Consider the following 24,250-nt stretch of genomic DNA (forward strand, 5'->3'; position numbering starts at 1 on the left):
CGAGAGATGACGAGCGTCAGCCGCTCCGGGTTTCGCCTCGGTGTTGCAATCGCCGCGGCGCTGACGTTGCTTTCGCCCCCGGCAGGGGCCGAGGAGCGCGTCGTCAACTTCTACAACTGGTCCAACTACATGGCGCCGGATGTCCTGGAGGCTTTCACCAGGGAGACCGGCATCAAGGTGGTCTACGACACCTTCGATGCCAACGAGACCCTGGAGACGCGCCTGATGGCCGGCAAGTCCGGCTATGACGTCGTGGTGCCCACGGCGTACTTCCTCCAGCGCCAGATCAAGGCCAACATCTTCCAGGAAGCTCGACAAGTCGAAGCTGCCGAACCTCAGCAATGCCTGGCCGGTGGTGACGCAGCGTCTCGGCATCTACGATCCCGGCAACGTCTACGCCGCCAACTACATGTGGGGCACGACGGGCATCGGCTACAACGTCGCCAAGGTGAAGCAGATCCTCGGGCCGGACGCGAAGATCGACAGCTGGGACATCGTCTTCAAGCCGGAGAACCTGGCAAAACTTAAAGATTGCGGCGTGCACATGCTCGACTCCGCCGACGACATCTTTCCGGCGGCGCTGAGCTGGCTCGGGCTCGATCCGAATTCGACCAAGCAGGCGGACCTCGAGAAGGCCGCCGAGGCCGTCGCGAAGGTTCGCCCGTCGGTGCGCAAGTTTCACTCGTCCGAATATCTCAGCGCGCTCGCGACCGGCGAGATCTGCTTCGTGGTCGGCTGGTCCGGCGACATCATGCAGGCCCGCGCCCGCGCGGCCGAAGCCAAGAGTGGCATCGAGATCGGCTACGCCATTCCGAAGGAGGGTGCGCAGATGTTCTTCGACAATCTCGCGATCCCCGCGGATGCCAAGAACGTCAAGGAAGCCTACGAGCTGATCAACTATCTCTATCGCCCCGATGTCGCCGCCAAGAACTCGGACTTCCTGTCCTACGCGAGCGGCAATCTCGCCAGCCAGAAGCTGGTCGATCCGAAAATCCTGAACGACAAGAACATCTATCCGGACGAGGCGACGCTCGCAAAGCTGTTCGTCATCACGGCGCGCGAGCCGGCGACGCAGCGGATTATCAACCGGCTCTGGACCAAGGTGAAGACGGGGCGCTGAGCGGCTGAGACGGAGCAGACGCTCCCTTGCTCAGCTGTCATGCCCGGGCTTGTCCCGGGCATCCACGTCTTTCCTGCCGCTTGGCGATGCGTGGATGGTCGGGACGGGCCCGGCCAAGACGGCAGGAGTTGCGCCGGCTACCGCCACCTTCGGTGCAGCCACAGCCACTGCTCCGGATGCTCGCGCACCCAGCCTTCCACCACGCTCGTGATCGCCTGCGTCGTGCCCTGGATGTCGATCTTGCCGTCCGCATCGCGCACCGGCTTGACCTCTTCGGTCAGCTCGCCGCCGAAGCGGCCGCCGGGCAGGCGGATGATGCGCACACCATGGATCGGGCATTCGATCTGGCGCAAAAGCCGCGCCAGCATGGGGTTGGCGCGAGTCTTGCGGCCGAAGAAGGTGACTTCGACGCCGCCGGTCAGATACTGGTCGATCAGCATCGCGACGTGCTTGCCGTCCTTCAGGGCCTGCGCGAGCCGGAGCGGGGCGTCACGGCCCGCCGGGATCAGCGTGCCCATGTTGACCTGGCGCATCTCCTGGATGATGCGGTCGGCCGAGGCGATGTTCGGGCGGCGATAGAGGATCGCGGTCCCGAGTCCATGCGCGACGGCGGCGAGCGCCGGCAATTCCCAATTGGCCAGATGCGCGGCGAAGATCAACGCCGGCTTGCCGTCGTCGCGGATCTGGTCGAACAGCTCGATGCTGCGCTCGGACAATTCGATCCGGCTCTTCTCCGGATGGTCGCGATCGTAGTCCCAGACGCGGTCCATATGGGCGAATTCGGCGCCGACGCGGCCGAGATTTTCCCAGACGCCCATCAGGATCCGTTCGATCTCCTCCGGCGATTTCTCCGGAAAGGCGGCGGTGAGATTGGCGCGGCCGATGCGGTGCTCACGCAGGCGCGGGCCGATCAGCTTCACGGCGCGTGCGAAAAAGTCCGAGGTCTTGACCGGATCGAAATAGCGCGTGGTGCGCAGCATCGCGACCGTCGCCGCGCCGATCAGGCTTCCGCCGAGCGATTTGGCAGCCTCCCGCGCGCGGGCCTTCATGCTCGCAGGAAGGCGCGACATGCGTCCGGTCAGACCGGTTCGCGGGTCAGGATCAGCGAGGCGTTCTGACCGCCGAAGCCGAACGAATTCGACATCACCGCGGTCACGCGGGCGTCGCGCGCCTTGTTGCCGACGACGTTGAACAGGATCGCGGGATCAGGATTGTCGTAGTTGATCGTCGGCGGAATGCGCTGATGCTCGAGCGTCAGCAGCGAGAAGATCGCCTCCACCCCGCCGGCGGCCGAGATGGTGTGGCCGACCATCGACTTGTTGGAGGTGACCGGAATCTTCTGCGCGAGCTCGCCGAACACGGCCGATGTCGTGTTGAACTCCATCTTGTCGTTTTCGGGTGTCGAGGTGCCGTGCGCGTTGATGTGGTCGATCTGGTCCGGCGTCATGCCGGCATCGGCCAGCGTCTTGTTCATGCAGCCGATGATCGGCTTGCCGTCGGGCGAGGACCGGGTGCGATGGAAGGAATCGGTGAGCTCGCCGCATCCGGCAATCACGCCGAGGATCTTCGCGCCGCGCGCAGTCGCCGCCTCGTAGCTTTCGAGCACCAGTGCGCCGGCGCCTTCGGCCATCACAAAACCATCGCGGTTCTTGGAGAAGGGGCGGGAGGCCGCCTGCGGCGGATCGTTCTGGGTCGACAGCGCCGACAGCAGCGAGAAGCGCACCAGCGCTTCCGGGTTCACGGTGCCGTCGGTGGCGACGCACAGCGCGGCATCGGTCTCGCCGCGGCGGATCGCCTCGACGCCGAGCTGGATCGAGGTCGCACCCGAGGCGCAGGCCGTGGACAGCGAGATCGGCGACCCCTTGGTGCCGAACGTCTCGGCGAGAGATGCTGCGACCGAGCCGAACATGAAGCGATGATGGTAGGCGCTGTACTTGCCGCCGCCGGAAATGCGCAGCAGATCGTCATAGTTGATGTCGAGCTGGCCGACGGCGCGACCCAGTTCGCGACGCTGCGGCCATTCCACCTCGACCGGCGCAACGGCAAGAAAAAGGGGGCCGGGGAAATCGGCCTTGGCGCCGATGCCGGCCTGCTCCAGCGCTTCCTGCGTCGCGATCTCGGCCATCCGTTCGGACAGCGCGGTGGAGGAGAACGGATCGACGCTGACGAAATCGACCGTGCCCGCCATCGTGGTCTTCAGGCCGTCGATCGGAAAACGCGTGATGGTGCGGATACCGGATTCCCCGGCGACGAGCTTCGCCCAATTGTCGGTCTTGCCCGCACCAAGCGACGTCAAGATGCCCATGCCGGTGACGACGACGACGGGGCGCCCGAATTTGTCGCGTGCTGCAGTCATGTCGATCCCCGCTTGAGCTAACTAAATTGCCTCGACTAGCGCCATGCCTTCGCCGCGCCAGTGTCCAGCTCCCACCACCACAATCTGGGTGGGCGCACCCTGCATTTCAATCTCGGTGCCGGTCGAATCGTTCGGCGGGAACAGTGCACCACGCGAGATCGACAGCGCAGCGAGCGCAATTCCGAGCGGGAATTGCGTCTCCATGGCGTGGCCGAACACCGTGCCGGTCGAGCGCACCGGAAAGTCGGCATGGCTCTTCAGGAAGTCGCGCTCTTCCGAGGTCGCGGGCTCCGCACCGGTCGCTCCGGTGATGATGGCGCCCTTGCCCTCGCGCTTCGGCAGCTTGGCCCACAGCTTCTCCAGCGTCGCGGCCATGTCGCCGGGCCGCTTGCGTTTGGCGAGGTCCGCGACGACGCTCGACAATTTGGCGAACGGCTTTGCGCCGCGCGCTTCCGCATGCGTCTTCGATTCCAGCACCAGGAAGGCGCCGGCGGAGCCGAGCGCGAAGCCGGCGTGGTCCTTGCGCGCCCATACGGGAGCGAACTTGTTCTTGAGGTTGAAGTCGCCGAATTCGTAGAGGACCAACAGGTCCTTGCGCTCGCCATTGTGCGAGCCGCCGACCAGCGCGATGTCACTTTCGCCCGAGGCGATGCGCGCAAGCGCAATGCGGGCGGAATCGGCGCCGGCGACCTCTTCGCCCATGAAAGTGCGCGAAGTGCCTCCCAAGCCGTGCACGATGGCGATGTTGCCGGCGAGCAGGTTGGAGAGCTGGGCCAAAAACAGCGTCGGCCTGAGATCGCTCATCAAGCGCTCGTTGAGGAAGCCGGGCGCGTTGGCGCCCTTGGCCTCGGCCGTCAGCACGCCGCTGTCGACGTTGAGATCGCGCTCTCCGCCGCCGGCGGCGACGACCATGTCGATCTTCGACAGGATGTCCTTGTTGCCCTTGATGCCGGCGGAATCGAGCGCAAGACCTGCGGCGTAGGTGCCGATGCGCTGCCAGGCTTCCATCTGGCGCTGGTCGCCCTTCTTCGGGATCTGGCTGTCGAAGGCAACGGGCATCAGTGGATGCACGATGTAGGGCGCAAAGCCCTTCTCGTCGACATTGATTCGCTTCTCCTGAAGCGCGGCCCAGTTGGCGTCCAGACCCTCGCCGAGCGAGGTGGCCAACCCAATGCCGGTGATCCAGACCTCGGTCTGGCCGGGCTTCGAAGCGGGAGTGTCAATCATGTCGATACGGCCTGTTGCGGAAATCCGACGCGCTTGGCGATCGCGTCCATGTGCAAGCGCATATCCGCATTGGGGAAGGGGATCAGCGTGAAGGTGAGTGCCGAAATTGGCGCGCAGCTTGCCGCCGACTCTGATCTTGGCTTCGGTCATCGCATAGCCGGAGCCTTCATGGGTGAGGCGCGCCTCGATGCTCATGAGATCGCCGGGGAAGACCGAGCCGCGGACCTTGGCCTCCTTCACGGCGGCCAGGATCGGCATACGTTCGAACTTGAACACGCCGAGTTGAAGCCAGCCCGAGGCCTGCGCCATCGATTCGATCAGGAGCACGCCGGGCATCAAGGGATAGCCCGGGAAGTGCCCCTCGAAGATGGTGCTTTCCTTCGGGACCTGCGCTTCGACGACGATCGTCTTCTCGTCGACCTTGAGGTCGACGATGCGGTCGATCATGTGGAAGTATTCGAGTTGCATGACTGCGCCCTTAGGCGCTCGCGCCCTTGGCCGCAACCAGTTCGTCGATGCGGGCGCACAGGTTCTTCAGCACGAAATACTGCTCGGTGGTCGCCTTGCCGTCGTTGACCTCCTGAGTCCACTTCTCCAGCGGCAGCTTGATGCCGAACTGCTTGTCGATCGCGAACGCGATGTCCAGAAAATCGAGGCTGTCGATGCCGAGGTCATCGATGGCGTGGCTATCGGGCGTGATCGTGTCGCGCGGGATGTCGCAGGTTTCAGCGATGATCGTGGCGACCTGATCGAATGTGGAGGACATCACTAAGCCTTTGATATATTGCGGGTATTTATCAGGTTGTCCAGAGTGGCACGGTGGGTGGGCATCGCGCCCCGAATGACGCCCTCAAACCCCCCTCTGGCCGGGTCGAAAGCCCGTATATCGGAGCGCCGCCCCGAGTTCAATGGAGCCGGGCAGGCCAAGGGGATCGCAAAGGGACAGGCTTGGGGATGCCCACTGGGACCCCTCCGCCGGACGGCCAGCGGCGGGCCGGTCCCTAAATATGCGGCGTCGTGATCTTGACGCAGTCGCGGCGACCCATCAGCACGCAATCCTGGGTCCGGCGCAGGTCGGCGATGCTGACCGCGAGCCAGATCCCGATCGCGATCAGCGCGATGGTGATGGCCAGCGCCGCGATGTTGGCAAGCATGCGCTGGCGGAAATTGTCGGGTTCGGCGCGGGGCCGCTCGTAGCGCGACAGGTCCAGCCGTTCGGGAGCGACGCGCAACGGTTGTACGGTGCCGTTGCCGCGCTGGGCCGACGTGGGAGGCGAGGTGCGCGGCCTGAACTGGAGCACCCGGTGCTCGTCATCCGAGCTTATGGGCCGCTGGTTGTTCATGGGGCGGGGATCACTCCGAAGCAGCGATTTAGATAGCATACGTGACGCGCGCGTTGCAGAAAACCTTCTCAATGCTCGCGTGCATTTGTGCATTTGCACTATTTGTGCATGGGCCGGTGTGGAGCCCTCCGGGAACCGGCCGTCGTGGTGGTGGCGCGGGTTGCGCCGCAACGACAGGGATCGCAACGGCCACGGAGTTCGTCCCTCCGTCCCGCCAGTACTTACTTGTGATCTCGGCGTCCTTTCCGAACGCATTTTGTCGCCGCGGGGCCCATGGCATAGTCGCGGGAAGCCGGACCATCTGAGGACCTATCGATCATGACCAATACGCGCGAGCCGCGAGTGCATCCTGTCCCGATCCTGTCGCTCCGGCCGACGCAGATGACGGTCGGCATGCGCGAGGTCAGGGAGAAGCGCAAGCGCTGGCGCGAGCGCGACGAGGAGAAGCAGGCTGATCTGCTCGGCAAGCACATGATCCCCGTCGTCTACGGCCCCGATTCGCGCTACTACGTGATCGATCATCATCATCTCGGCCGCGCGCTGCACGATGAAGGCGTCAAGGAGGTGTTGGTGACCATCGTCGGCGATCTCAGGATGGTCGAGCGCAAGGCCTTCTGGGGCGTCATGGACAACAAGCGCTGGGCCTATCCCTACGACGCAAAGGGCGAGCGGCGATCGTTCCGCGACCTGCCGAAATCGGTCGCCGACCTCAAGGACGATCCGTTTCGCAGCCTTGCCGGCGAATTGCGCCGCATGGGCGGCTTTGCCAAAGACACCACGCCGTTCTCCGAATTTCTGTGGGCCGATTTCCTGCGCCGACAGGTCTCGCGAAAGGTGGTGGAATCCGATTTCGACAGGGCGATCGAGAAGGCGATGGCCGCGGCCAGAAGCAAGAATGCCGTCTATCTGCCGGGCTGGTGCGGTCCGGAGGACGATGACTAGGGCCGTGGCCCCAGCGGCACCACCAGCCGCACCACATCACGGTCGCTTGAGCGAAATCACTTTCCCGTCTCCATGAAGCGGTCCTGAAACAGGGGCACCCCATCTCTCTGGGGTATCGAGCTTACACAGGAGGCCGGAATGCGCCGTCTGGTTCTTGCCATTGCCTTGCTCGCCGTCGCCTCAGCAGGGATTTCGGCATCGTTTGCCGCAGTTCACCACGCCAAGACATTGACATTTGCCGAGCGTTTTGCCCCGGCGCTCGAGTTGATGACAAAGCGCTAGCGGCTTGGCGGCTGCCCGGGCAGGCTTGATCTTCCGCAAAATTGCGGCGGCGGCTGGCGGCTATGGTCCGCCTGCATGATTGCCGAAGCAGCGTTGCGTCCCGATGTCGTGGGCGAGGTGGGCTCCAGGTCATGCTGACCGGAGACATGGCCATGAGCATCATCTTTCGCATCCTCTTCGTCATCGCGGGCGCGGTCACCGCGCTGTTCGTTGCGCGCGATGCCCTGAACTTCACGATCATCCAGACCTTCGTTGCGATTCTGCTCGTGACCGCCATTCTGGGCGCTGGAAGTGTCTGGAGCCTGCGGCGGAAGACGTGAGCAAGGCCACCTGGACGATCTGATATTCGCTAGCCGCTATCGCGGGGACCCGCAGACGGCGGGCTCTGCGGCCGATGCGGATCCTCCTTGCCGCCGAGAGCGCGATGCAGCCAGCGCTCGATGCGGCGGCCGATCGTGAGCAGCACGAAGGCGACAGCGAGCGCGAGCAGGACGATCTTCCATTGTCCGGCGCCGCAGGCAATGCCGAGACAGGCGGCGAGAAAGGTGCAGGCCGCGCTGGTCAGGCCCCGCACGCGAAAGCGGTCGCTCTCGTGGACGATGACTCCGGCACCGAGAAAGCCGATGCCGGTCAGGATGCCCTGGATCACACGGCTCGTCGCGTCGGTCATCTTGCCGGGCTCGGCGAACTGGACTGCGAGCAGCACGACGGTTGCGGTGGAGAGCCCGACGATGCCGAGCGTCTTCAGCCCGATCGGCTTGCCGTGCAGGTCGCGGTTGAGGCCGATCGCGCCGCCGGCGAGCGTCGCCGCGCCGAGGCGAAGCAGGATTTCGGGCCAGTCCAGCTCGGTCATGTCTTGCCCGTCACGTCTTCGGCAGTCGTCCCATCAGGTAGAACTCCTCGTTCGGGCGCATGCCGGTGAAATTCGCCAGCCGGTTCGACAATGCGAAGAAGGCGGCGACCGCGGCGATGTCCCAGATGTCGTCGTCGCTGAAGCCGTGCGGTTGGAGCACGGCGAAATCGTCCTCGGAAATCCGCTGCGCGTCAGTCGAGACCTTCATCGCGAAGTCGAGCATCGCCTTCTGCCGCGGGCTGATGTCGGCCTTACGGTAGTTCACCGCGACCTGATCGGCAATCAGCGGGTTCTTGGCGCGGATGCGCAGGATCGCACCGTGGGCGATCACGCAATATTGGCACTGGTTCGCGGCCGAAGTCGCCACCACGATCATCTCGCGCTCGGCCTTGGTGAGGCCGCCGTCCTTCTCCATCAGCGCGTCGTGATAGGCGAAGAAGGCGCGGAACTCGTCGGGACGATAGGCCAGCGTCAGGAACACGTTCGGCACGAAGCCGCTCTTCTCCTGTACGGCGAGAAGCCGCGTGCGAATGTCGTCGGGCAGCGTATCGAGGGCGGGTGCGGGGAAGCGTGGCGCGGCTTTTTTTGTCATGGGCATGGTTCCGGCTTGGGGCCGGCAACCATAGTCGATGCGGGTGGCGGGCTCAACGCGCTATGGTACGCGGAAGGCGCGTGCCACACGCTTGCTGTCATCGCCCGATTCAATCGGGCGATCCAGTATTCCAGAGCCGCTTGTGATTCAATCGAGAAGTCGCGGCGTACTGGATGCCCCGCCTTCGCGGGGCATGACGCCGGAATTTGCGGAGGCGGTGTTCGTCCCCTACCGCAGCGGCTTCTTCAACAGCGAGAAGCGGTCCGGATCGAGGCCCATCGATGGTTGCAGCATCGGGGCTTCGACGCTGGACATCGTCTTCGCCGGCGGCGCCGAGAACACGGGGTCGTTGGGCACGTCGCGCTGCGAGGTGGCGCCGCGCCAGCGCTCGAGCACGGCGCTGACGAAATGCATGTCGTGGCCGGAGGTGACGGACGGCACGCTGCTGATGGTGGCCTCGCCGCGCGGCAATTGGTGCGGAGGCACCTCCTTGAAGCGCAGGCGCGTCGGCAGGGCGACGCCCTCGCCGAAGGCCAGCACTTCACGCGTGCCGAGCGACGGCACGAAGGAGAGCAGGTTCGCGGCGGCATCCGACACTGCGGCGCGCAGCAGCGCCTGGGCGCGGTCGTTGGCGAGACGCATCGTGAACAGCGTGTTGCACTGGGAGATGATGGTGGCGTCGAGCTCTGCGGGGCGCTGGGTGATGAGGCCGAGGTAGACGCCGTATTTGCGACCCTCCTTGGCGATGCGCGACACCGCCTTGCGGGTCGGCCCGAAGCCGACGTTGCGGTCGGCGGACGCATAGCGATGCGCTTCCTCGCAGACGAACAGCAAGGGCGAGACGCCGTCGCTCCACAGGCCGAAGTCGAAGGCCATGCGGCACAGCACCGAGACGACGGAATCGATCACTTCGGCCGGGAAACCGGCGAGTTGCATCACCGTCATCGGCTTGCCGTTGGCCGGCAGGCGGAACAGATGGCTGATCACCTCGGCCATGGTATCGCCGCCGACATTGGCGTTGTCGAACATGAAGGCGTAGCGCGGGTCGTTGCGCACGGCCTCGATGCGCGAGATCAGCTTGTGATAGATGATGCGCGAGGAGCGGTTCTCGAGCTTGCCCATGCGCTCGTCGATCAGCGACAACAGGTCGACCAGGCGATAGGGTACCGGGGTGTCGACCGTGTAGCCGATCTGCTTGGGATCGATGCGCTTGAGGCCGATGCGGTCGGCGTTCTGGTACTGGGTGTAGACGCCCTTGGCCAGCGGGATCACCTCGGCGAGGATGTCGAGCTCCTCCGGCACGCCGGCGCGGCCGCCGAACAGCACGTCGACGATTTCCTCGAAGTTGAACAGCCAGAACGGCAGCTTCAGGTTCCGCGGGTTCAGCACCAGCGCACGGTCGCCGAAGCAGCGGCCATATTCGTTGTGCACGTCGAGCAGGAAGATGCGCAGGTTCGGCCGCGCCTTCAGGATCTCGTTGAGCAGGAGCGAGACGCCGGTCGATTTGCCGACGCCGGTCGAGCCCAGCACGGCAAAATGCTTGGACAGCATCTCCTCGACATCGACATAGGCGACGACGGAGCGGTCCTGCTGGAGGAAACCTACGTTGATCTGGTCCGACCCGGTCGGCGCGTAGATCGTGCGCAGCTCCTGGCTGGTGATCAGGTCGACGGCATCGCCGATGGTCGGATAGTTGGTGACGCCGCGCTGGAATTTGGCCTTGTCCGCGGCGTTGAGGATCTCGCCGAGCAGGTCGACCGAGGCGATGGCGATGTAGCCGTCGGAGCTCGACAGGTTCTCGCAGGAGACCTCGGTGATCATCGCAACGATGACGGAGCTGGCGCAGCGAATGCTGACGAAACGGCCGACAGTCGCCCGAACCTCCGAGATCGGCATCTGGCTTGCCGCCAATAGCCCGACCCGGGCGAGCGATCCGCGAACCGAAATCACGCGTCCAAAGGATGTCACGATGAATGAACCCGGCAAGAGCAAGGGATTTGTTCCGGACTATGCGCGGCCGTCGCTGGACAAAGGGTTAAGCGGTAGGCGCGGGCGCTTCGTTAAATCCGCGACAATTCGGTCAACGGGTTTGGTCCTGATGCATACTCATGGGCGGAATCGCCGGGAAATTGCTGCTTTTCCAGGCCATTGCGTCGGGCCGGCCTTAAGGAAGACTTTACCATTCAGGCGGCCGACCGCTCGTTTGGAAGACCCGCCGGCCCCGGCTCGGCCACTGTTTGCAGTGGCATGGCGGCTTGATTTGTTGACGGGACCTAATCATTTGTACATTAGTACAAATGTTCGCTGCCACCGGCGCCGTGCGCGTCGGTGTGCCTCGCGTTCAATCGCGCCGTCCGGTGAGGCGGATCGTAGCGACGTCCCTGGAGGAAATCATGCAGCCCGAACCAATCCTCGATCTCGCCCATCTCGGCCACATGGAGCTGCTGACGCCGAAGCCCGACGAGAGCCTGAAATTCTTCGTCGATGTCATGGGCATGACCGTCAGCGGACGACAAGGCGAGTCGGTCTACTTGCGCGGCTGGGACGATTACGAGCGCTATTCGCTCAAGCTCACGGCGTCGAAGACATCGGGTATGGGCCACATGGCGCTACGCGCGCGCAGCCAGCAGGCGCTGGAGCGCCGTGTTGCCGCGCTGAAAGGATCCGGCTTCGACATCGGCTGGATCGACGGCGACATGGGGCAGGGGCCGACCTTCCGCTGCCGCGATCCCGACGGCCACATCGTCGAGCTCTATTACGAGACCGAATGGTATCAGGCGCCGCCCGAACTCAAGCCAGCGCTGAAGAACCAGGCGCAGCGCTTTCCGGCCCGCGGCGTCAATGTCCGCCGTCTCGACCATCTCAACTGCCTCGCCGCCGACATCAAGGCCAACCGCGAGTTCTTCGAGACCTATCTCGGCTGCCGTCTCACCGAGCAGATCGTGCTCAATGACGGCCGGGAAGCGGCGATGTGGCTGACGATGTCGAACAAGAGCTACGACTTCGCCTATTCGCTCGACCATTCGGGCGTGCCGGGCCGCTTCCACCACGTCACCTATGCGCTCGACAGCCGCGAGGAGATTCTTCGCGCCGCCGACATCTTTCTGGAGAACGACGTGCACATCGAGACCGGCCCGCACAAGCACGCGATCCAGCAGACTTTCTTTCTTTACGTCTACGAGCCGGGCGGCAACCGCGTCGAGGTCGCCAATGCCGGCGCGCGTCTCATTCTCGCGCCGGATTGGAAGCCGATCGTGTGGACTGAGGAGGAGCGCAAGAAGGGCCAGGCCTGGGGTCTGAAGACGATCGAGTCGTTCCACACCCATGGCACGCCGCCGGTCGAGGTGAAGAAGCACGGCTAGTGTTACACTTCTGACGTTCCACTCACGCGGTGTCATTCCGGGGCGGCGCGAAGCGGCGAGCCCGGAATCTATAACCCCGTTTCGTGATTATGGATTCCGGGCTCCCTCGCTACGCTCGGGCCCCGGAATGACGGTCATATCGTCAATGCGCTGGCGCCCGCACGCGCACGATCGTCTCGCGCAGGTTGGTCCATGCTGGCTTGTCAGGTGCGAACTGCCTGCGGAGGAACGTGACGAGCTCCTCGACCTGCGTGTCGCTCATGCTGTTCTTGAAGGTGGGCATGTAGCCGAGATCGCTTGTGACCGGTTCGGCGATCCCATGCAGGATCACCTGGACCAGATTGTCCGCTGTCGCGCTGTGCAGGTTGCTGTTCAGCGCGAGCGAGGGGCGAGTGCCGAACAGCGGCAGGCCGCCGACCTCGTGGCAGACGGCGCAGGCGCCCAGGTACAACCGCGCGCCGGCAGAGGACGCGACGGTGACTTGTGTCGCGCTCTCGAGCCGGGTGGCGAGTGCATCCTGCGCCTGCCGGTCGGGCGCGGCGTCGTTGAACGAGTTGAGGTAGACCGCCATCGCACGGATGTCCTGGTCGGGCAGGGCCTTGAGGTCCCGGACGATCGGTGCCATCGGGCCGGCCGCGACGCCGTGATAGCGCGAATGGCCGGTGCGCAGATAGGCGAAAAGCTCATCCTCGCTCCACGGGATCGGTGCCTGCGAGACTGAGGTCAGCGCCGGCGCCTCCCAACCCTCGGCAAAGCCGCCGGCGGGATAGGCTGCGCGCTGCTCGGCGCCGAGCGCGTTGCGCGGCGAATGACAGGCGCTGCAATGGCCGAGGCTCTCGACCAGGTAGGCGCCGCGATTCCAAAGCTCGGACTTGGCGGGATCGGGCTTGAACTCTCGGCTCTGATGGAACAGCGCATTCCAGCCCGCGAGCAGCGGGCGAAGATTGAACGGGAAGGCGAGTTTGTTGTCCGGAGCCGTCGCGCGCACCGCAGGCTGGGCCATGAGGTAAGCGTACAGCGCCTGCATGTCGGCGTCGCTGGTCTTGGCGAAATGCGTGTAGGGAAAGGCCGGATAGAGCTGCCGCCCATCACGGTGCAGCCCGTCACGCATGGCGCGCTCGAAGGCGGGATAGGACCAGGCGCCGATGCCGGTCTCGACGTCGGGCGTGATGTTGGTCGCGTAGATCGTGCCGAACGGCGTTTCAAGCGCGCGGCCGCCGGCGTTGAGCGCGCCGCCGGTCGAGGTGTGGCACTCCGCGCAATTGCCGAGCGCCGCGAGCAGCTCTCCGCGCGCGATCGTCGCCGCGGAATAGACTGACGCGTCGGGGCGCGCGATGGGTGCAATCGCACGTCCGGGCAGCAGCGCCGCGCCGACGCCGATTGCAGCTGTGCAGAGAGCCGCAATGGTCGCGAAGACGCCGGCGCGCTTTGCGAACGGGTTTTGCCAGATGCCGGCCGGCTGCGACACCGCGGGCGCGGGCAGCGCCTGCGGCATCACCGCCGCATCGCCGTGCAGCCCTTTCAGGATGCGTTCAGGCGTGAACGGCGGCTCGCGAAAGCGCACGCCGGTGGCATCGAAGATCGCGTTGGCGATCGCCGCCGCGCTCGGCACCGAGGCGGATTCGCCGACGCCGAGCGGCGGCTGATCCTGACGCGGCAGCATCAGGACGTCGACCTTGGGCACGTCCGGGAAGGGGATGATGGGATAGGCGCCCCATTCGCGCGCCGCCACCGCGCCGCGCTCGAACGAAACCTCCTCCATCAGCGCGCGGCTGGTGGACTGGATGACGTTGCCATGGATCTGGTGGCGCACGCCGTCCGGATTGATCATCAGGCCGGAGTCCTGTCCCGCGATGACGCGCGTGACGCTGACATCGCCGGTCGTCTTGTTCACCGCGACGTCGGCGACCCAGGCCGACCACGCCGCGCCATAGCCGGGAAACTTGCTGTGGACATAAAGCGCGTAGGCAAAGCCGCGCCCGTGCACGACCTCGCCGTCTTTCTCCTCACGGACCGGCCGCGGCGTCCACCCCGCGCGCTCGGCTACTGCATTGACCAGGTCGATCGCGCGCTGGTCCTTGAGATAGCGCAGCCGATATTCGATCGGATCGACGCCGGCCTCGGTCGCGGCCTCGTCGATATAGGATTCATGCGCAAAGGTGTTCGGCAGTGCCGAGACGCCGCGGAACCAGGAGGCGCGCACGATCGGCGGCATGTCGTGGGCGACGACACGCATGTGGTCGTAATCGTAGGGCGGGATCGCGGTGCGGTCGCCCATCTGGAGCACGGCCGGATCGGGCGAGATGCGGCCGGTCAGCAGCAGCGCCAGAGTCGGCGCGGCGTTCGAGGGATAGCGCGTTGCGAGATCGTAACCGGCAATGCCGCCGTCGGCATCGAGCCCGCCGTTGACGTCGATGAGCTGCGCGGTGCCTTTGGGCTCCCAGGCGTGCTCCTGCTCGCGTGTCAATTGCACGCGAACGGGCCGGCCGACCGCGCGCGACAGCAGCAGTGCGTCGGCGGTGACGTCGTCGGCGCAGTTGCGGCCGTAGCAGCCTGCGGCTTCGAGCCGGATCACCTCGATATCGCTCTCGGGACGTTCGATCAGGAACGCAAGATCGCTGCGCAGCACGTGCGGGTTCTGCGTGCCCGACCAGACGCGGATATTACCGTCCCTGTAGTCGGCGACGGCACAGGATGGGCCGATCGAGGCGTGCATCTGATACGGCCAGAGATAAGTGCGCTGCATCGGCCTGGCAGCGCCTGATATCGCCGCATCGACGTCGCCCTTGTCGATCAGCGTGCGCGGCGTCGATGGATTGGCGCGCAGCGCGGTTTCGACGTCGGCAAGGTCGGTGAGGGTTGGTGTCGGCTTCCAGCTCACCTCGAGCTGCTCTGTCGCGCGGATCGCATTCTCCTCGCGCTCGGCGACAACGCCGACGAAATCGCCGATGCGAACCACGGCTATGAGCCCGGGAATGTCGCGCACCGAGGATTCATCGACCGCGAGCAGGCTGGTGCCGACGAACGGTCCGGCATCGACGCCAGCATAGGGCGGCCGCACCACGCGGCCGTGCAGCATGCCCGGCACGCGGATGTCGTGGACGAAAGTCAGCTCGCCCGTGGCCTTGGCGGGCATATCCACGCGCGGCATCGACTGGCCGACGATCGCGTAGTCGCCGACAGGTTTGACCGCGACATCGTCGGCAAGCTCGAGCCGGATCTCTTCGCCGCCGATCAGCTCGCCATAACTGACGCTGCGGTTGTCGTGCCCGCGCACGAGGCCGTCCTCGATCCGCAACTCGGAGGCCGGCAGCTCCAGCTGCTCGGCCGCGCGCGCGATCAGGAAGTGCCTCGCCTGCGCCGCCGCCTTGCGCAGGGGCACGGCTGTGATCTGGATGGTTTCGCTGGCGATCGTCGGACCCTGGTTCGGCACCACCGACGTGTCGCCGAGCACGACCACGACGCGCGCAAAGGAAACGTCGAGCTCTTCGGCGACGATCTGGCCAAGGGCGGTGCGGATGCCAGTGCCGAGATCGACATGGCCGTTATAGGCCGTGACCGTCCCGTCCGCGGTGATGCGGACGAAGGTCTCGGATGTGACCTCGTCCACGGTGCGGGCGACCACGAGCGAGCCCGATGGCCGCTCAGCTCCGTTCGAAACAGGGGAGGCCATCAGTCCGCGGCCTCGGCGAACTGGCCGGATGCCCGCATCACCGCACGCAGGATCTCGACATGGGTACCGCAGCGGCAAAGATTGTAACGCAGCGCCGCCAGCGCCTCCTGCTCGGTCGGCCGCGGGTTGATCGCAAGCAGCGCCTTGGTGGTCATGATCATGCCGTTGAGGCAATAGCCGCATTGTGCGGCCTGCTCGTCGATGAAGGCCTGTTGCACCACATCAGGCTTGTCGCGGGTGCCAAGTCCTTCGAGCGTCACGATGTCGCGGCCGGCGCAGCCGCTCACCGGAATCACACAGGAGCGTGCCGCCGCGCCGTCGATCAGGACAGTACAGGTGCCGCATTCGCCGAGGCCGCAACCATATTTGGGGCCATTGAGCGCGAGCTCGTTGCGCAACACATAGAGCAGCGGCGTCTGGCGCTCCGCCGTGACTTCGTGGATCCTGCCGTTCACGGTGAGGCGGATCGGTGTCTTCGTCATCCTCGTTCCCAAGCGCGCATAACTCTACCGTGCGAACGATACCGTTTGTACACAAACGTGCAAGCGGTGCATCCCGCACTGCAGCGTGGTTGCCTTCTTTGTGGACAGAGCCGATAGGCAAATGAGGTTTTATGCGGCAGCCGCATCTTTTGCGTTGCACCGCCGCTTGACAGCGCCAGGGGACCGGGCGCAACATTGTTCGTGTACGAATGATAACCGCAGTGGCCGCCGGCTCCGATATGGTGATTGAAACGACGAGCGCCGTCATCGACAAGATCCGCTGCGATGCTTGTCCGGTGATGTGCTACATCAAGCCGGGCGCAGCGGGCGCCTGCGACCGCTACGCCAATCACGACGGCAAGCTCGTCCGTGTCGATCCGCATGTGATCCTGGAGCGCACGGTCTCGCATGGCGGCAAGCTCGTCCCGTTCAGTCGCACCGAAGACTGGGACGGCAAGATCGTCCACGAACCCTCGACCTTCGTGACCGCGATCGGCGCGGGCACGACCTATCCCGACTACAAGCCGGCGCCGTTCATCGTCTCCGCGGAGGTCGACGGCGTCGACATGGTGACCGTGGTCACCGAGGGCATCTTCTCCTATTGCGGGATCAAGGTGAAGATCGACACCGATCGCTATCTTGGTCCGGAGACTGCGACCGTGCGGGCGCAGGGCGAGGCGGTTGGCCACGTCACGACCAGCGAATATGGCTCGCAGATGCTGTCGCTCGGCGGCGTGCATCATCTCACCGGTGGCTCCAAGAAGGAAGGCCGCGTCACTTGCGACACGCTGATGGACCTTGCTAACTGCAAGGCGGTCGAGCTCACCATTGACGGTGGCGCCACCGTGGTGGTGCAGGCCGGGCAGCCGCCGATCGTCAACGGCATGAAAGAAGAGCGCATGCGCGTCGGCTGCGGCTCGGCGACGATCGGCATGTTCGCCAAGCAATGGCACGGCAAGGTCGACGAGGTCGTGGTTGTCGACGACCACATCACCGGCGTGCTCTCGGAGCATCAGGCCGGCAAGCTTCTCGACATCGCCGATACCGGCATCAAGATGAAGGGACGGCGCTCGACGCCCGGCCGCTATTTCCAGGTCGCCGATCCCGGCACGGGCTGGGGCGGCACCAACATTTCGGATCCCTTGTCGATCCTCGGGCCGTTCGATGCCAAGGAAGCGAAGCCCGGTCTGACCATGCTGATGGTCTCCACCACGGGCGAGCATTCGTCGTACTACGTGCTCGACGAAGCCTTGAAGCCGACCGAGACCGAGATGCCGGCCGAGTTGAGATTCTCGGTCGAGCGTATCCAGGAAAACTGCGAGCCCGCGCTGTGCACCGTGCTGTTCATGGCCGGCGCCGGTGGCTCACTGCGTGCCGGTGTCACCGACAATCCGGTGCGACTGACGCGTTCGGTGAAGGATGCGCTGACGCGCGTCACCAGCGGCGGCGCGCCGGTCTATGTCTGGCCCGGTGGCGGCATCACCTACATGGTCGACGTGACGCAGATGCCGTCAGGCGCGTTCGGTTATGTGCCGACGCCGGCGCTGGTCGCGCCGATCGAGTTCACGATGAAGCTGTCCGACTACGCCGCGCTCGGCGGCCACATGGATTATGTGAAGCCGCTCTCCGAGGTGCAGAACGGCGACGATGTCCGCCAGTTGCCCTGGCATCACCCGATTCCGGGACGCCGGACATGACGAGGCGCCCGCAAATCGCATTGCTGTCTGATGGCCGGCGGCTGCATTTGCAGGATGGACCGATTGATCTGATCGTGGAGGCGAGGGGACGTGCGGGCGAGGTGCGCACAGCCTATGAGGCTGCGGCCCGCCGGTTCACCGGGCTTCTCGACGAGCTATGCGCGGAACTGACTGAATTGCGTGCGGATGCTGCGACGCGAACTTCGCTGACCGGCGCCGTCGCGCGTCGTATGCATGCCGCTGTCGCGCCCTATGCCGCCGATTGCTTCATCACGCCGATGGCGGCTGTTGCCGGCAGCGTGGCCGAGGAGATTCTGGGGGCGATGCTGCGCGCTGCGGCGCTCGATCGCGCTTACGTCAACAATGGTGGCGACATCGCGCTTCATCTCGCTGAAGGCACGCATTTTTCGGTCGGACTGATGGATCGGCCCGACCGCGACGGCGTGATGCGGACGATGAGGATCGATGCGAATGACCCGTCGCGGGGCGTCGCGACCAGCGGACGCCACGGCCGCAGCTTTTCGCTCGGCATCGCCGATGCCGTGACGGTGCTGGCGGCGACCGCGTCGCAAGCCGATGCGGCGGCGACGGTGATCGCGAATGCCGTCGATCCCGGGCATCCCGCCATCATCCGCAGGCCCGCGAACGAGCTTCAACCCGACAGCGATCTGGGCGCGCGCCTCGTCACCTGCGATGTCGGCGAACTGTCTCACGATGAGATCGCCGCCGCGCTCGAATCTGGCGCGGAATGTGCACGGCATTTATTCGATCGTCGACTGATCAAAGGTGCGGTGTTGCAGCTTTGTGGTGATATGCTTGTCATTGGACCGAAAGATATTGAACGGCAAGAAGCGCGCCCGCGTCAGCTGGAGAACGCGGTTCATGCCTGAACAGGGAAGAGCCTAAGGACACAATCATGAGCGCGATCATCCGCAAGATCGTCACCGTCGTCGAAGAGACGCAGATGGAGATGGGCCGGCAGGTGTCGCCGCCGACCCGGCGTGCGGCTGCGATTGCCGTCATCGAGAATCCATTCGCCGGAAAATATGTCGAGGATCTTTCGCCGCTGATCGCGATCGGCGAGGAGCTGGGCGAACTCTTGTCGAAGCGCGCGGTGGCCGCGCTCGGCATCGATGGCGCCAAGGCGCAGAGCTACGGCAAGGCCGCCGCCGTCGGCGAGAACGGCGAGCTGGAGCATGCCGCCGCCATCCTCCACCCCAAGATGGGCGCGCCGGTGCGCAAAGTGCTGGGCAAGGGCGCCGCTCTGATCCCCTCCTCGAAGAAGCGTAGCGGCCCGGGCACGACGCTGGACATTCCGCTCGGGCACAAGGATGCTGCCTTCGTGCGCAGTCACTTCGATGGCATGGAAGTGCAGATCAACGACGCACCGCGCGCCAACGAGATCATGGTCGCGGTCGCCGTCACCGACAGCGGCCGTCCGTTGCCGCGCGTCGGCGGGCTGACGGTCGCGGAGATCAAGGGCGAAGACGGTCTGAGATAGAGCATGATCCGGAAAAGTGGAAACCGGTTTTCCGATGAAATCATGCTCAAGAAGTAGATTTCAAACTGGAGGTTGGGATGCGAGCAAGAAATACTATCGTCGGCGCGGCCGTAGCGCTTCTGGCGGGCGGCATGGCTCATTCGGCCCTGGCGCAGGACATCAAGATCGGCGAGATCAACAGCTACTCGCTGCTGCCGGCGTTCACCGAGCCCTATCGCAAGGGCTGGCAGCTTGCGGTCGAGGAGATCAATGCGGCAGGCGGCATCAACGGCAAGAAGCTCGTCGTCATTTCCAAGGATGATGGCGGCAAGCCGGCCGACGCGCAGACCGCGGCCAACGAACTCGTCTCGAGCGAGGGCGTTGCGATGCTCGCAGGCACCTTCCTGTCCAACATCGGCCTTGCGGTCAGCGACTTCGCCAACCAGAAGAAGGTGTTCTTCCTCGCGGCCGAGCCGCTGACGGACGCCATCACCTGGTCCAAGGGTAACAAATACACCTTCCGCCTGCGTCCCTCCAACTACATGCAGGCGGCGATGCTGGTCGAAGCGGCTGCGAAGCTGCCGGCCAAGCGCTGGGCCACGATCGCGCCGAACTACGAATACGGCCAGTCGGCGGTCGCCGTGTTCAAGAAGCTGATGTCGGAGAAGCGTCCCGACATCCAGTGGGTCGACGAACAGTGGCCGCCGCAGGGCAAGATCGACGCAGGTCCCGTGGTGCAGGCGGTTGCCGCCGCCAATCCCGAAGCGATCCTCAACGTCACCTTCGGTGCCGACCTCGTGAAGCTCGTGCGCGAAGGCAACACCCGCGGCCTGTTCAAGGGGCGAGAGGTCGTCTCGTTCCTCACGGGCGAGCCCGAATATCTCGATCCGCTCAAGGACGAGACGCCGGAGGGCTGGATCGTCACCGGCTATCCCTGGTACTCGATCAAGACGCCCGAGCATGACGCGTTCCTGAAGGCCTATCAGGCCAAGTACAACGACTATCCGCGCCTCGGCTCGATCGTCGGCTACCAGACCATCAAGTCGGCCGCCGCCATTCTCGCGAAGGCCGGCTCGACCGATCCGGAGAAGCTGATTGCCGCGGCGGAAGGGCTGTCCATGCCGTCGCCGTTCGGCGAGATCACCTTCCGCAAGATCGACCACCAGTCGACGCTCGGTGCCTATGTCGGCAAGACCGCGCTGAAGGACGGCAAGGGCGTGATGGTGGATTCGTCTTACAAGAAGGGCGCGGACTATCTGCCGAGCGACGCCGAAGTCGCGAAGCTGCGCCCGAAAGATTGAAGCAAGAGAGATCGGGGCCTCCATGGGGGCGAGACGCGCGGCGTCGCCGCGCTCCTCACCATGAGGGTCCCGGACCTCATCCTTAGGAGGCGCGGAGCGCCGTCTCGAAGGATGAAGCCCAGTACTGAGATCCAACCAACCCGGACCGCCGATGGCCTTTTATGTCGTACAGTTTCTGACCGGTCTCGCCAGCGCAGCGTCGCTGTTCCTGGTGGCCTCGGGCCTGTCGATCATCTTCGGCGTGACCCGGATCGTGAATTTCGCGCATGGCGCCTTCTACATGATCGGCGCCTACATCGCCTTCACGCTCACCGAGCGGCTTTCGGGTGCGTTTGGGTTCTGGGGCAGCATCGTGCTTGCCGCGCTGGCCGTGGCGATGATCGGCGTCATCGTCGAGATGGTGCTGCTCCGTCGCATCTATCACGCGCCCGAATTGTTCCAGCTGCTCGCGACCTTCGGCCTGACCTTGATGGTCGAGGACCTCGTGGTCCTGATCTGGGGGCCCGACGATCTCGTCGGCCGCCGCGCGCCGGGCTTCAGGGGCGCCATCGATTTCTTCGGCCAGAACATTCCGAGCTATGATTTGTTTCTGATCGTGCTGGGACCCGTCGTGCTCGGCATTCTCTGGCTGCTGTTCCAGCGCACGCGATGGGGCGTCTTGGTGCGCGCGGCGACGCAGGACCGCGACATGGTTGCCGCGCTCGGCGTCAACCAGAAATGGCTGTTCACGTCGGTGTTCGCGGTCGGCGTCTTCCTCGCAGCCCTCGGCGGCGCGCTTCAGATCCCGCGCGATGCCGTGCATCACGCCATGGATCTGCGCATCATCGTCGAGGTGTTTGTCGTGGTCGTGATTGGCGGCCTCGGCAGCATCGTCGGTGCCTTCGTCGCTGCCGTGCTGGTCTCGGAGCTGAATGCCTTCGGGATCCTGATCTTCCCGAAGATCTCCGTCATTCTGGTCTTCCTGGTGATGGCGGTGGTGCTGATCGTGCGGCCCTGGGGCCTGTTCGGCAAGCCGGAGGCGGCCGCGCGCAAGACGCCTGGCCTCACCGTCAATCCCTGGCGGCCGCTGACGTCGAACGAACGGCTGGCGGCGGTTGCTGCGCTCGTCGTCGCAGCGATGCTGCCGCTGTTCGCGGGCAATTATCTGCTCACCGTGGGCTCGGAGATCGCGGTCTTCGTGATCTTCGCGGTCAGCCTGCACTTCCTGATGTCGGTCGGCGGTCTCGCGTCCTTCGGCCATGCCGCCTATTTCGGGCTCGGCGCCTACGGCATCGCCTTCCTCGCCAAGATGGCGGGGCTGCCGATGATCGTGTGTCTGTTGCTCGGCCCGCTGCTCGGCTGCATGGGCGCCGCCGTGTTCGGCTTCTTCGCAGTGCAGCTCTCCGGCGTCTATTTCGCGATGCTGACGCTCGCCTTTGCGCAGATCGTGTGGTCGATCGCGTTCCAATGGGTGAGCGTGACCGGCGGCGACAACGGCATTCTCGGTCTCTGGCCGTCGAGCTGGGCGGCGAGCCCGTCGCATTTTTACTGGCTTGCGCTCGGCGTCGCGGCGCTGGTGACCGTCGCGCTGCGGGCCATGGTGTTCTCGCCGTTCGGTTACGCGCTCCGCGCAACGCGCGACTCGCTTCTTCGCAGCGAAGCGATCGGCATCGATGCCAAGCGGATCCAGTGGACCGCTTTCGTGATCGCCGGCACGACCGCCGGCATCGGCGGCGCGCTGTTCGCCTACCTCAAGGGCAGCGTCTTCCCCGACAATCTCGGCATCTCGCTGTCGGTCGACGCGCTGGTCATGGTGCTGCTCGGCGGCGTCGAGACGGTGTCCGGCGCGGTGATCGGGGCCATCGTCTACAAGGCCTTGAACATCTGGCTGGTGAGCCAGACCGATCTGTCGAAGCTCGTGCTCGGCGGCTTCATCATGCTGATCGTCGTCGTCTTCCCCAAGGGCATCGTCGGCATGCTCGAACTGCTGGCGCAGCGCCGGCGAAAGTCTTCGCCGCCGGGCTCTCCCTTGCTTGCCAAGCCGATCGAGTCTGCCGAATGAGCGTTGCACCCCCACTTCTCGCGGTCGAAGGCCTGACCAAATCCTATGGCGGCATCCATGCGGTGCGCGGCGTCTCGTTCTCGCTACGCGCGGGCGAGATCCTGGCGCTGATCGGCCCTAACGGCGCCGGCAAGAGCACCTGCTTCGACATGCTCAACGGCCAGAACAAGCCTGATAGCGGCCATGTCCGCCTGCTCGGCGAAGAGATCACAGGCAGGAAGCCGCGTGAGGTCTGGCGGCTCGGCGTCGGGCGCACGTTCCAGATCACCGCGACCTTCGCCACCATGACCGTGCGTGAGAACGTCCAGGTCGCGCTGATTTCGCACGGGAAGCAGCTCTACAACCTCTGGGGATCGGCGCCGAAGTTCGACCGCGGCGAGGCCGGCCGTCTGCTCGAGCTGGTCGGCATGGGCGGCTATGCGGACCGTCCCTGCGGCGAGCTTGCCTATGGCGACCTCAAGCGGCTCGAGCTTGCGGTCGCGCTCGCCAACCAGCCGAAGCTGCTGTTGATGGACGAGCCGACCGCGGGCATGGCGCCGCGCGAGCGCGTCGATCTGATGCGGCTGACCGCGAGCATCGCGCGGGAGAAGTCGATCGGCGTGCTCTTCACCGAGCACGACATGGACGTGGTGTTCGAACATGCCGACCGTATCATCGTGCTCAACCGCGGGACGTTGATCGCCGAAGGCTCGCCGGCGGAGGTGCGCGGCAATCCGCAGGTGCAGGCGGTCTATCTCGGCGAGGGCCTCGTCTACGATGCCCGCCACCGCGAGGGAACATCGGCATGAAGCTCACGGTGCAAGACCTCAATAGCCATTATGGCCCGGCCCATATCCTATTCGACATCGGCTTCGAGGTCGGTGAGGGTGAGGTGGTGGCATTGCTTGGGCGCAACGGCGCGGGCAAGTCGACGACGTTCCGCTCGATCGTCGGCCTCGTCGCGCAGCGCTCCGGCCGCATCACATTCGAGGGCAAGGACGTCTCGGCGAAGCCGACGCACGAGATCGTGCGCGAGGGGCTCGGCTACGTTCCGGAGGAGCGGCGCATCTTCACTGACCTGACAGTCGAGGAAAACCTCGAAGTCGGCCGCCAGCCGAAGCGCCCGAACGCGCCGCACTGGACGCGCGAGAAACTGTTCGCGCTGTTTCCAAATCTGGGCGAGATGAAAAACCGTCCCGGCGGCCGCATGAGCGGCGGCGAGCAGCAGATGCTCACCATCGCGCGCACGCTGATGGGCAATCCCTCGCTGGTGCTGCTCGACGAGCCTTCGGAGGGCCTGTCGCCGAAGATCGTGGAGCAGATGGTCGATGCCATCCTGACCATGAAGAAGGAGGGCGTCAGCATCGTCGTTTCCGAGCAGAACCTCCATTTCGCGCGGCTGATTTCGGATCGCGCCTACATCATCGAGCGCGGCCGGATCTGCTTCGGCGGCACCATGGCCGAGCTCGACGCGCGTCCTGATATCCGCGACGCGCATCTGTCGTTGTGAGGGCGGGGAA

Annotated in this window: 21 protein-coding genes and 2 pseudogenes; 12 read left to right on the forward strand and 11 right to left on the reverse strand. The window is 65.0% G+C overall.

Features of this window, described 5'->3' with window-relative positions:
• Positions 1-6 precede the first annotated feature (6 nt).
• Positions 7-1,120 (forward strand): annotated as a pseudogene (locus ABIF91_RS34350) (polyamine ABC transporter substrate-binding protein).
• 137 nt (positions 1,121-1,257) lie between these two features.
• Here the strand turns inward: ABIF91_RS34350 and ABIF91_RS34355 are convergent.
• The 6 genes and pseudogenes from ABIF91_RS34355 to ABIF91_RS34380 all read right to left on the reverse strand — a co-directional run bounded on the left by ABIF91_RS34355 (position 1,258) and on the right by ABIF91_RS34380 (position 6,046).
• Positions 1,258-2,190 carry a lipid A biosynthesis lauroyl acyltransferase gene (locus ABIF91_RS34355; protein ID WP_028178563.1) on the reverse strand — a complete coding sequence of 311 codons (933 nt, stop codon included), beginning with the start codon at positions 2,188-2,190 and terminating at the stop codon, positions 1,258-1,260.
• Between the two features lie 8 nt (positions 2,191-2,198).
• Positions 2,199-3,476 carry a beta-ketoacyl-ACP synthase gene (locus ABIF91_RS34360; RefSeq protein ID WP_028178562.1) on the reverse strand — a complete coding sequence of 426 codons (1,278 nt, stop codon included), beginning with the start codon at positions 3,474-3,476 and terminating at the stop codon, positions 2,199-2,201.
• A 21-nt stretch (positions 3,477-3,497) separates the two neighbouring features.
• On the reverse strand, positions 3,498-4,703 hold the full coding sequence (locus ABIF91_RS34365) for a beta-ketoacyl-ACP synthase (RefSeq protein ID WP_028178561.1): 1,206 nt from the start codon (positions 4,701-4,703) through the stop codon (positions 3,498-3,500).
• A pseudogene (locus tag ABIF91_RS34370) lies at positions 4,700-5,171 on the reverse strand (3-hydroxyacyl-ACP dehydratase FabZ family protein). The gene ABIF91_RS34365 and the pseudogene ABIF91_RS34370 overlap by 4 nt, the downstream one beginning before the upstream one ends.
• A 10-nt stretch (positions 5,172-5,181) precedes the next feature.
• Complete coding sequence (locus ABIF91_RS34375; RefSeq protein WP_007592476.1) at positions 5,182-5,469, reverse strand: acyl carrier protein; 288 nt, start codon at positions 5,467-5,469, stop codon at positions 5,182-5,184.
• A 235-nt stretch (positions 5,470-5,704) separates the two neighbouring features.
• Positions 5,705-6,046, reverse strand: coding sequence for a hypothetical protein (locus ABIF91_RS34380; RefSeq protein WP_028178559.1), 342 nt, complete (start codon positions 6,044-6,046; stop codon positions 5,705-5,707).
• A 318-nt stretch (positions 6,047-6,364) separates the two neighbouring features.
• Here ABIF91_RS34380 and ABIF91_RS34385 point away from each other — a divergent pair, with 318 nt between their 5' ends.
• The 3 genes from ABIF91_RS34385 to ABIF91_RS34395 all read left to right on the forward strand — a co-directional run bounded on the left by ABIF91_RS34385 (position 6,365) and on the right by ABIF91_RS34395 (position 7,590).
• Positions 6,365-6,988: a ParB-like protein gene (locus ABIF91_RS34385; RefSeq protein ID WP_028178558.1), complete on the forward strand. Its 624-nt coding sequence runs from the start codon at positions 6,365-6,367 to the stop codon at positions 6,986-6,988.
• A gap of 138 nt (positions 6,989-7,126) precedes the next feature.
• Positions 7,127-7,270, forward strand: coding sequence for a hypothetical protein (locus ABIF91_RS34390; protein WP_162832029.1), 144 nt, complete (start codon positions 7,127-7,129; stop codon positions 7,268-7,270).
• 131 nt (positions 7,271-7,401) lie between these two features.
• Entirely contained in the window at positions 7,402-7,590 is a 189-nt protein-coding gene (locus ABIF91_RS34395) for a hypothetical protein (protein WP_035674627.1), read from the forward strand.
• Between the two features lie 29 nt (positions 7,591-7,619).
• On the opposite strand, the gene ABIF91_RS34400 is transcribed toward ABIF91_RS34395, so the two are convergent.
• The 3 genes from ABIF91_RS34400 to ABIF91_RS34410 all read right to left on the reverse strand — a co-directional run bounded on the left by ABIF91_RS34400 (position 7,620) and on the right by ABIF91_RS34410 (position 10,683).
• Entirely contained in the window at positions 7,620-8,123 is a 504-nt protein-coding gene (locus ABIF91_RS34400; protein WP_028178557.1) for an MgtC/SapB family protein, read from the reverse strand.
• A 10-nt stretch (positions 8,124-8,133) separates the two neighbouring features.
• Entirely contained in the window at positions 8,134-8,715 is a 582-nt protein-coding gene (locus ABIF91_RS34405; RefSeq protein ID WP_028178556.1) for a peroxidase-related enzyme, read from the reverse strand.
• Positions 8,716-8,943: 228 nt separating this feature from the next.
• Positions 8,944-10,683, reverse strand: a complete 1,740-nt coding sequence (locus ABIF91_RS34410) for an ATP-binding protein (RefSeq protein WP_424579646.1) — start codon at positions 10,681-10,683, stop codon at positions 8,944-8,946.
• A 425-nt stretch (positions 10,684-11,108) separates the two neighbouring features.
• Here ABIF91_RS34410 and ABIF91_RS34415 point away from each other — a divergent pair, with 425 nt between their 5' ends.
• Entirely contained in the window at positions 11,109-12,077 is a 969-nt protein-coding gene (locus tag ABIF91_RS34415) for a catechol 2,3-dioxygenase (protein WP_028178554.1), read from the forward strand.
• Between the two features lie 142 nt (positions 12,078-12,219).
• On the opposite strand, the gene ABIF91_RS34420 is transcribed toward ABIF91_RS34415, so the two are convergent.
• Complete coding sequence (locus tag ABIF91_RS34420; protein ID WP_028178553.1) at positions 12,220-15,750, reverse strand: molybdopterin cofactor-binding domain-containing protein; 3,531 nt, start codon at positions 15,748-15,750, stop codon at positions 12,220-12,222.
• Positions 15,750-16,232: a (2Fe-2S)-binding protein gene (locus ABIF91_RS34425; protein WP_028178552.1), complete on the reverse strand. Its 483-nt coding sequence runs from the start codon at positions 16,230-16,232 to the stop codon at positions 15,750-15,752. The genes ABIF91_RS34420 and ABIF91_RS34425 overlap by 1 nt, the downstream gene beginning before the upstream one ends.
• A 239-nt stretch (positions 16,233-16,471) precedes the next feature.
• On the opposite strand from ABIF91_RS34425, the gene ABIF91_RS34430 reads away from it, so the two are divergent.
• The 7 genes from ABIF91_RS34430 (at position 16,472) to ABIF91_RS34460 (ending at position 24,240) form a co-directional block, all read left to right on the forward strand.
• The gene (locus ABIF91_RS34430; RefSeq protein ID WP_028178551.1) at positions 16,472-17,929 is read left to right on the forward strand and encodes a hypothetical protein; all 1,458 of its coding nucleotides are present in this window, start codon (positions 16,472-16,474) and stop codon (positions 17,927-17,929) included.
• Entirely contained in the window at positions 17,926-18,819 is an 894-nt protein-coding gene (locus ABIF91_RS34435; protein ID WP_424579647.1) for a UPF0280 family protein, read from the forward strand. Before ABIF91_RS34430 ends, ABIF91_RS34435 begins: the two co-directional genes overlap by 4 nt.
• 26 nt (positions 18,820-18,845) lie before the next feature.
• Positions 18,846-19,430 (forward strand): amino acid synthesis family protein, encoded by a 585-nt coding sequence (locus ABIF91_RS34440; protein WP_024338309.1) that lies wholly within the window; start codon positions 18,846-18,848, stop codon positions 19,428-19,430.
• A gap of 77 nt (positions 19,431-19,507) precedes the next feature.
• Complete coding sequence (locus ABIF91_RS34445) at positions 19,508-20,710, forward strand: ABC transporter substrate-binding protein (RefSeq protein WP_028178549.1); 1,203 nt, start codon at positions 19,508-19,510, stop codon at positions 20,708-20,710.
• 151 nt (positions 20,711-20,861) lie between these two features.
• Positions 20,862-22,751 (forward strand): ABC transporter permease, encoded by a 1,890-nt coding sequence (locus tag ABIF91_RS34450; protein WP_028178548.1) that lies wholly within the window; start codon positions 20,862-20,864, stop codon positions 22,749-22,751.
• The gene (locus ABIF91_RS34455; protein ID WP_035674655.1) at positions 22,748-23,539 is read left to right on the forward strand and encodes an ABC transporter ATP-binding protein; all 792 of its coding nucleotides are present in this window, start codon (positions 22,748-22,750) and stop codon (positions 23,537-23,539) included. The genes ABIF91_RS34450 and ABIF91_RS34455 overlap by 4 nt, the downstream gene beginning before the upstream one ends.
• On the forward strand, positions 23,536-24,240 hold the full coding sequence (locus tag ABIF91_RS34460) for an ABC transporter ATP-binding protein (RefSeq protein WP_028178546.1): 705 nt from the start codon (positions 23,536-23,538) through the stop codon (positions 24,238-24,240). The genes ABIF91_RS34455 and ABIF91_RS34460 overlap by 4 nt, the downstream gene beginning before the upstream one ends.
• Positions 24,241-24,250 lie beyond the last annotated feature (10 nt).

Source organism: Bradyrhizobium sp. USDA 241 (assembly GCF_049739505.1).
In the GTDB taxonomy this organism is placed as follows: Bacteria; Pseudomonadota; Alphaproteobacteria; order Rhizobiales; family Xanthobacteraceae; genus Bradyrhizobium; species Bradyrhizobium liaoningense.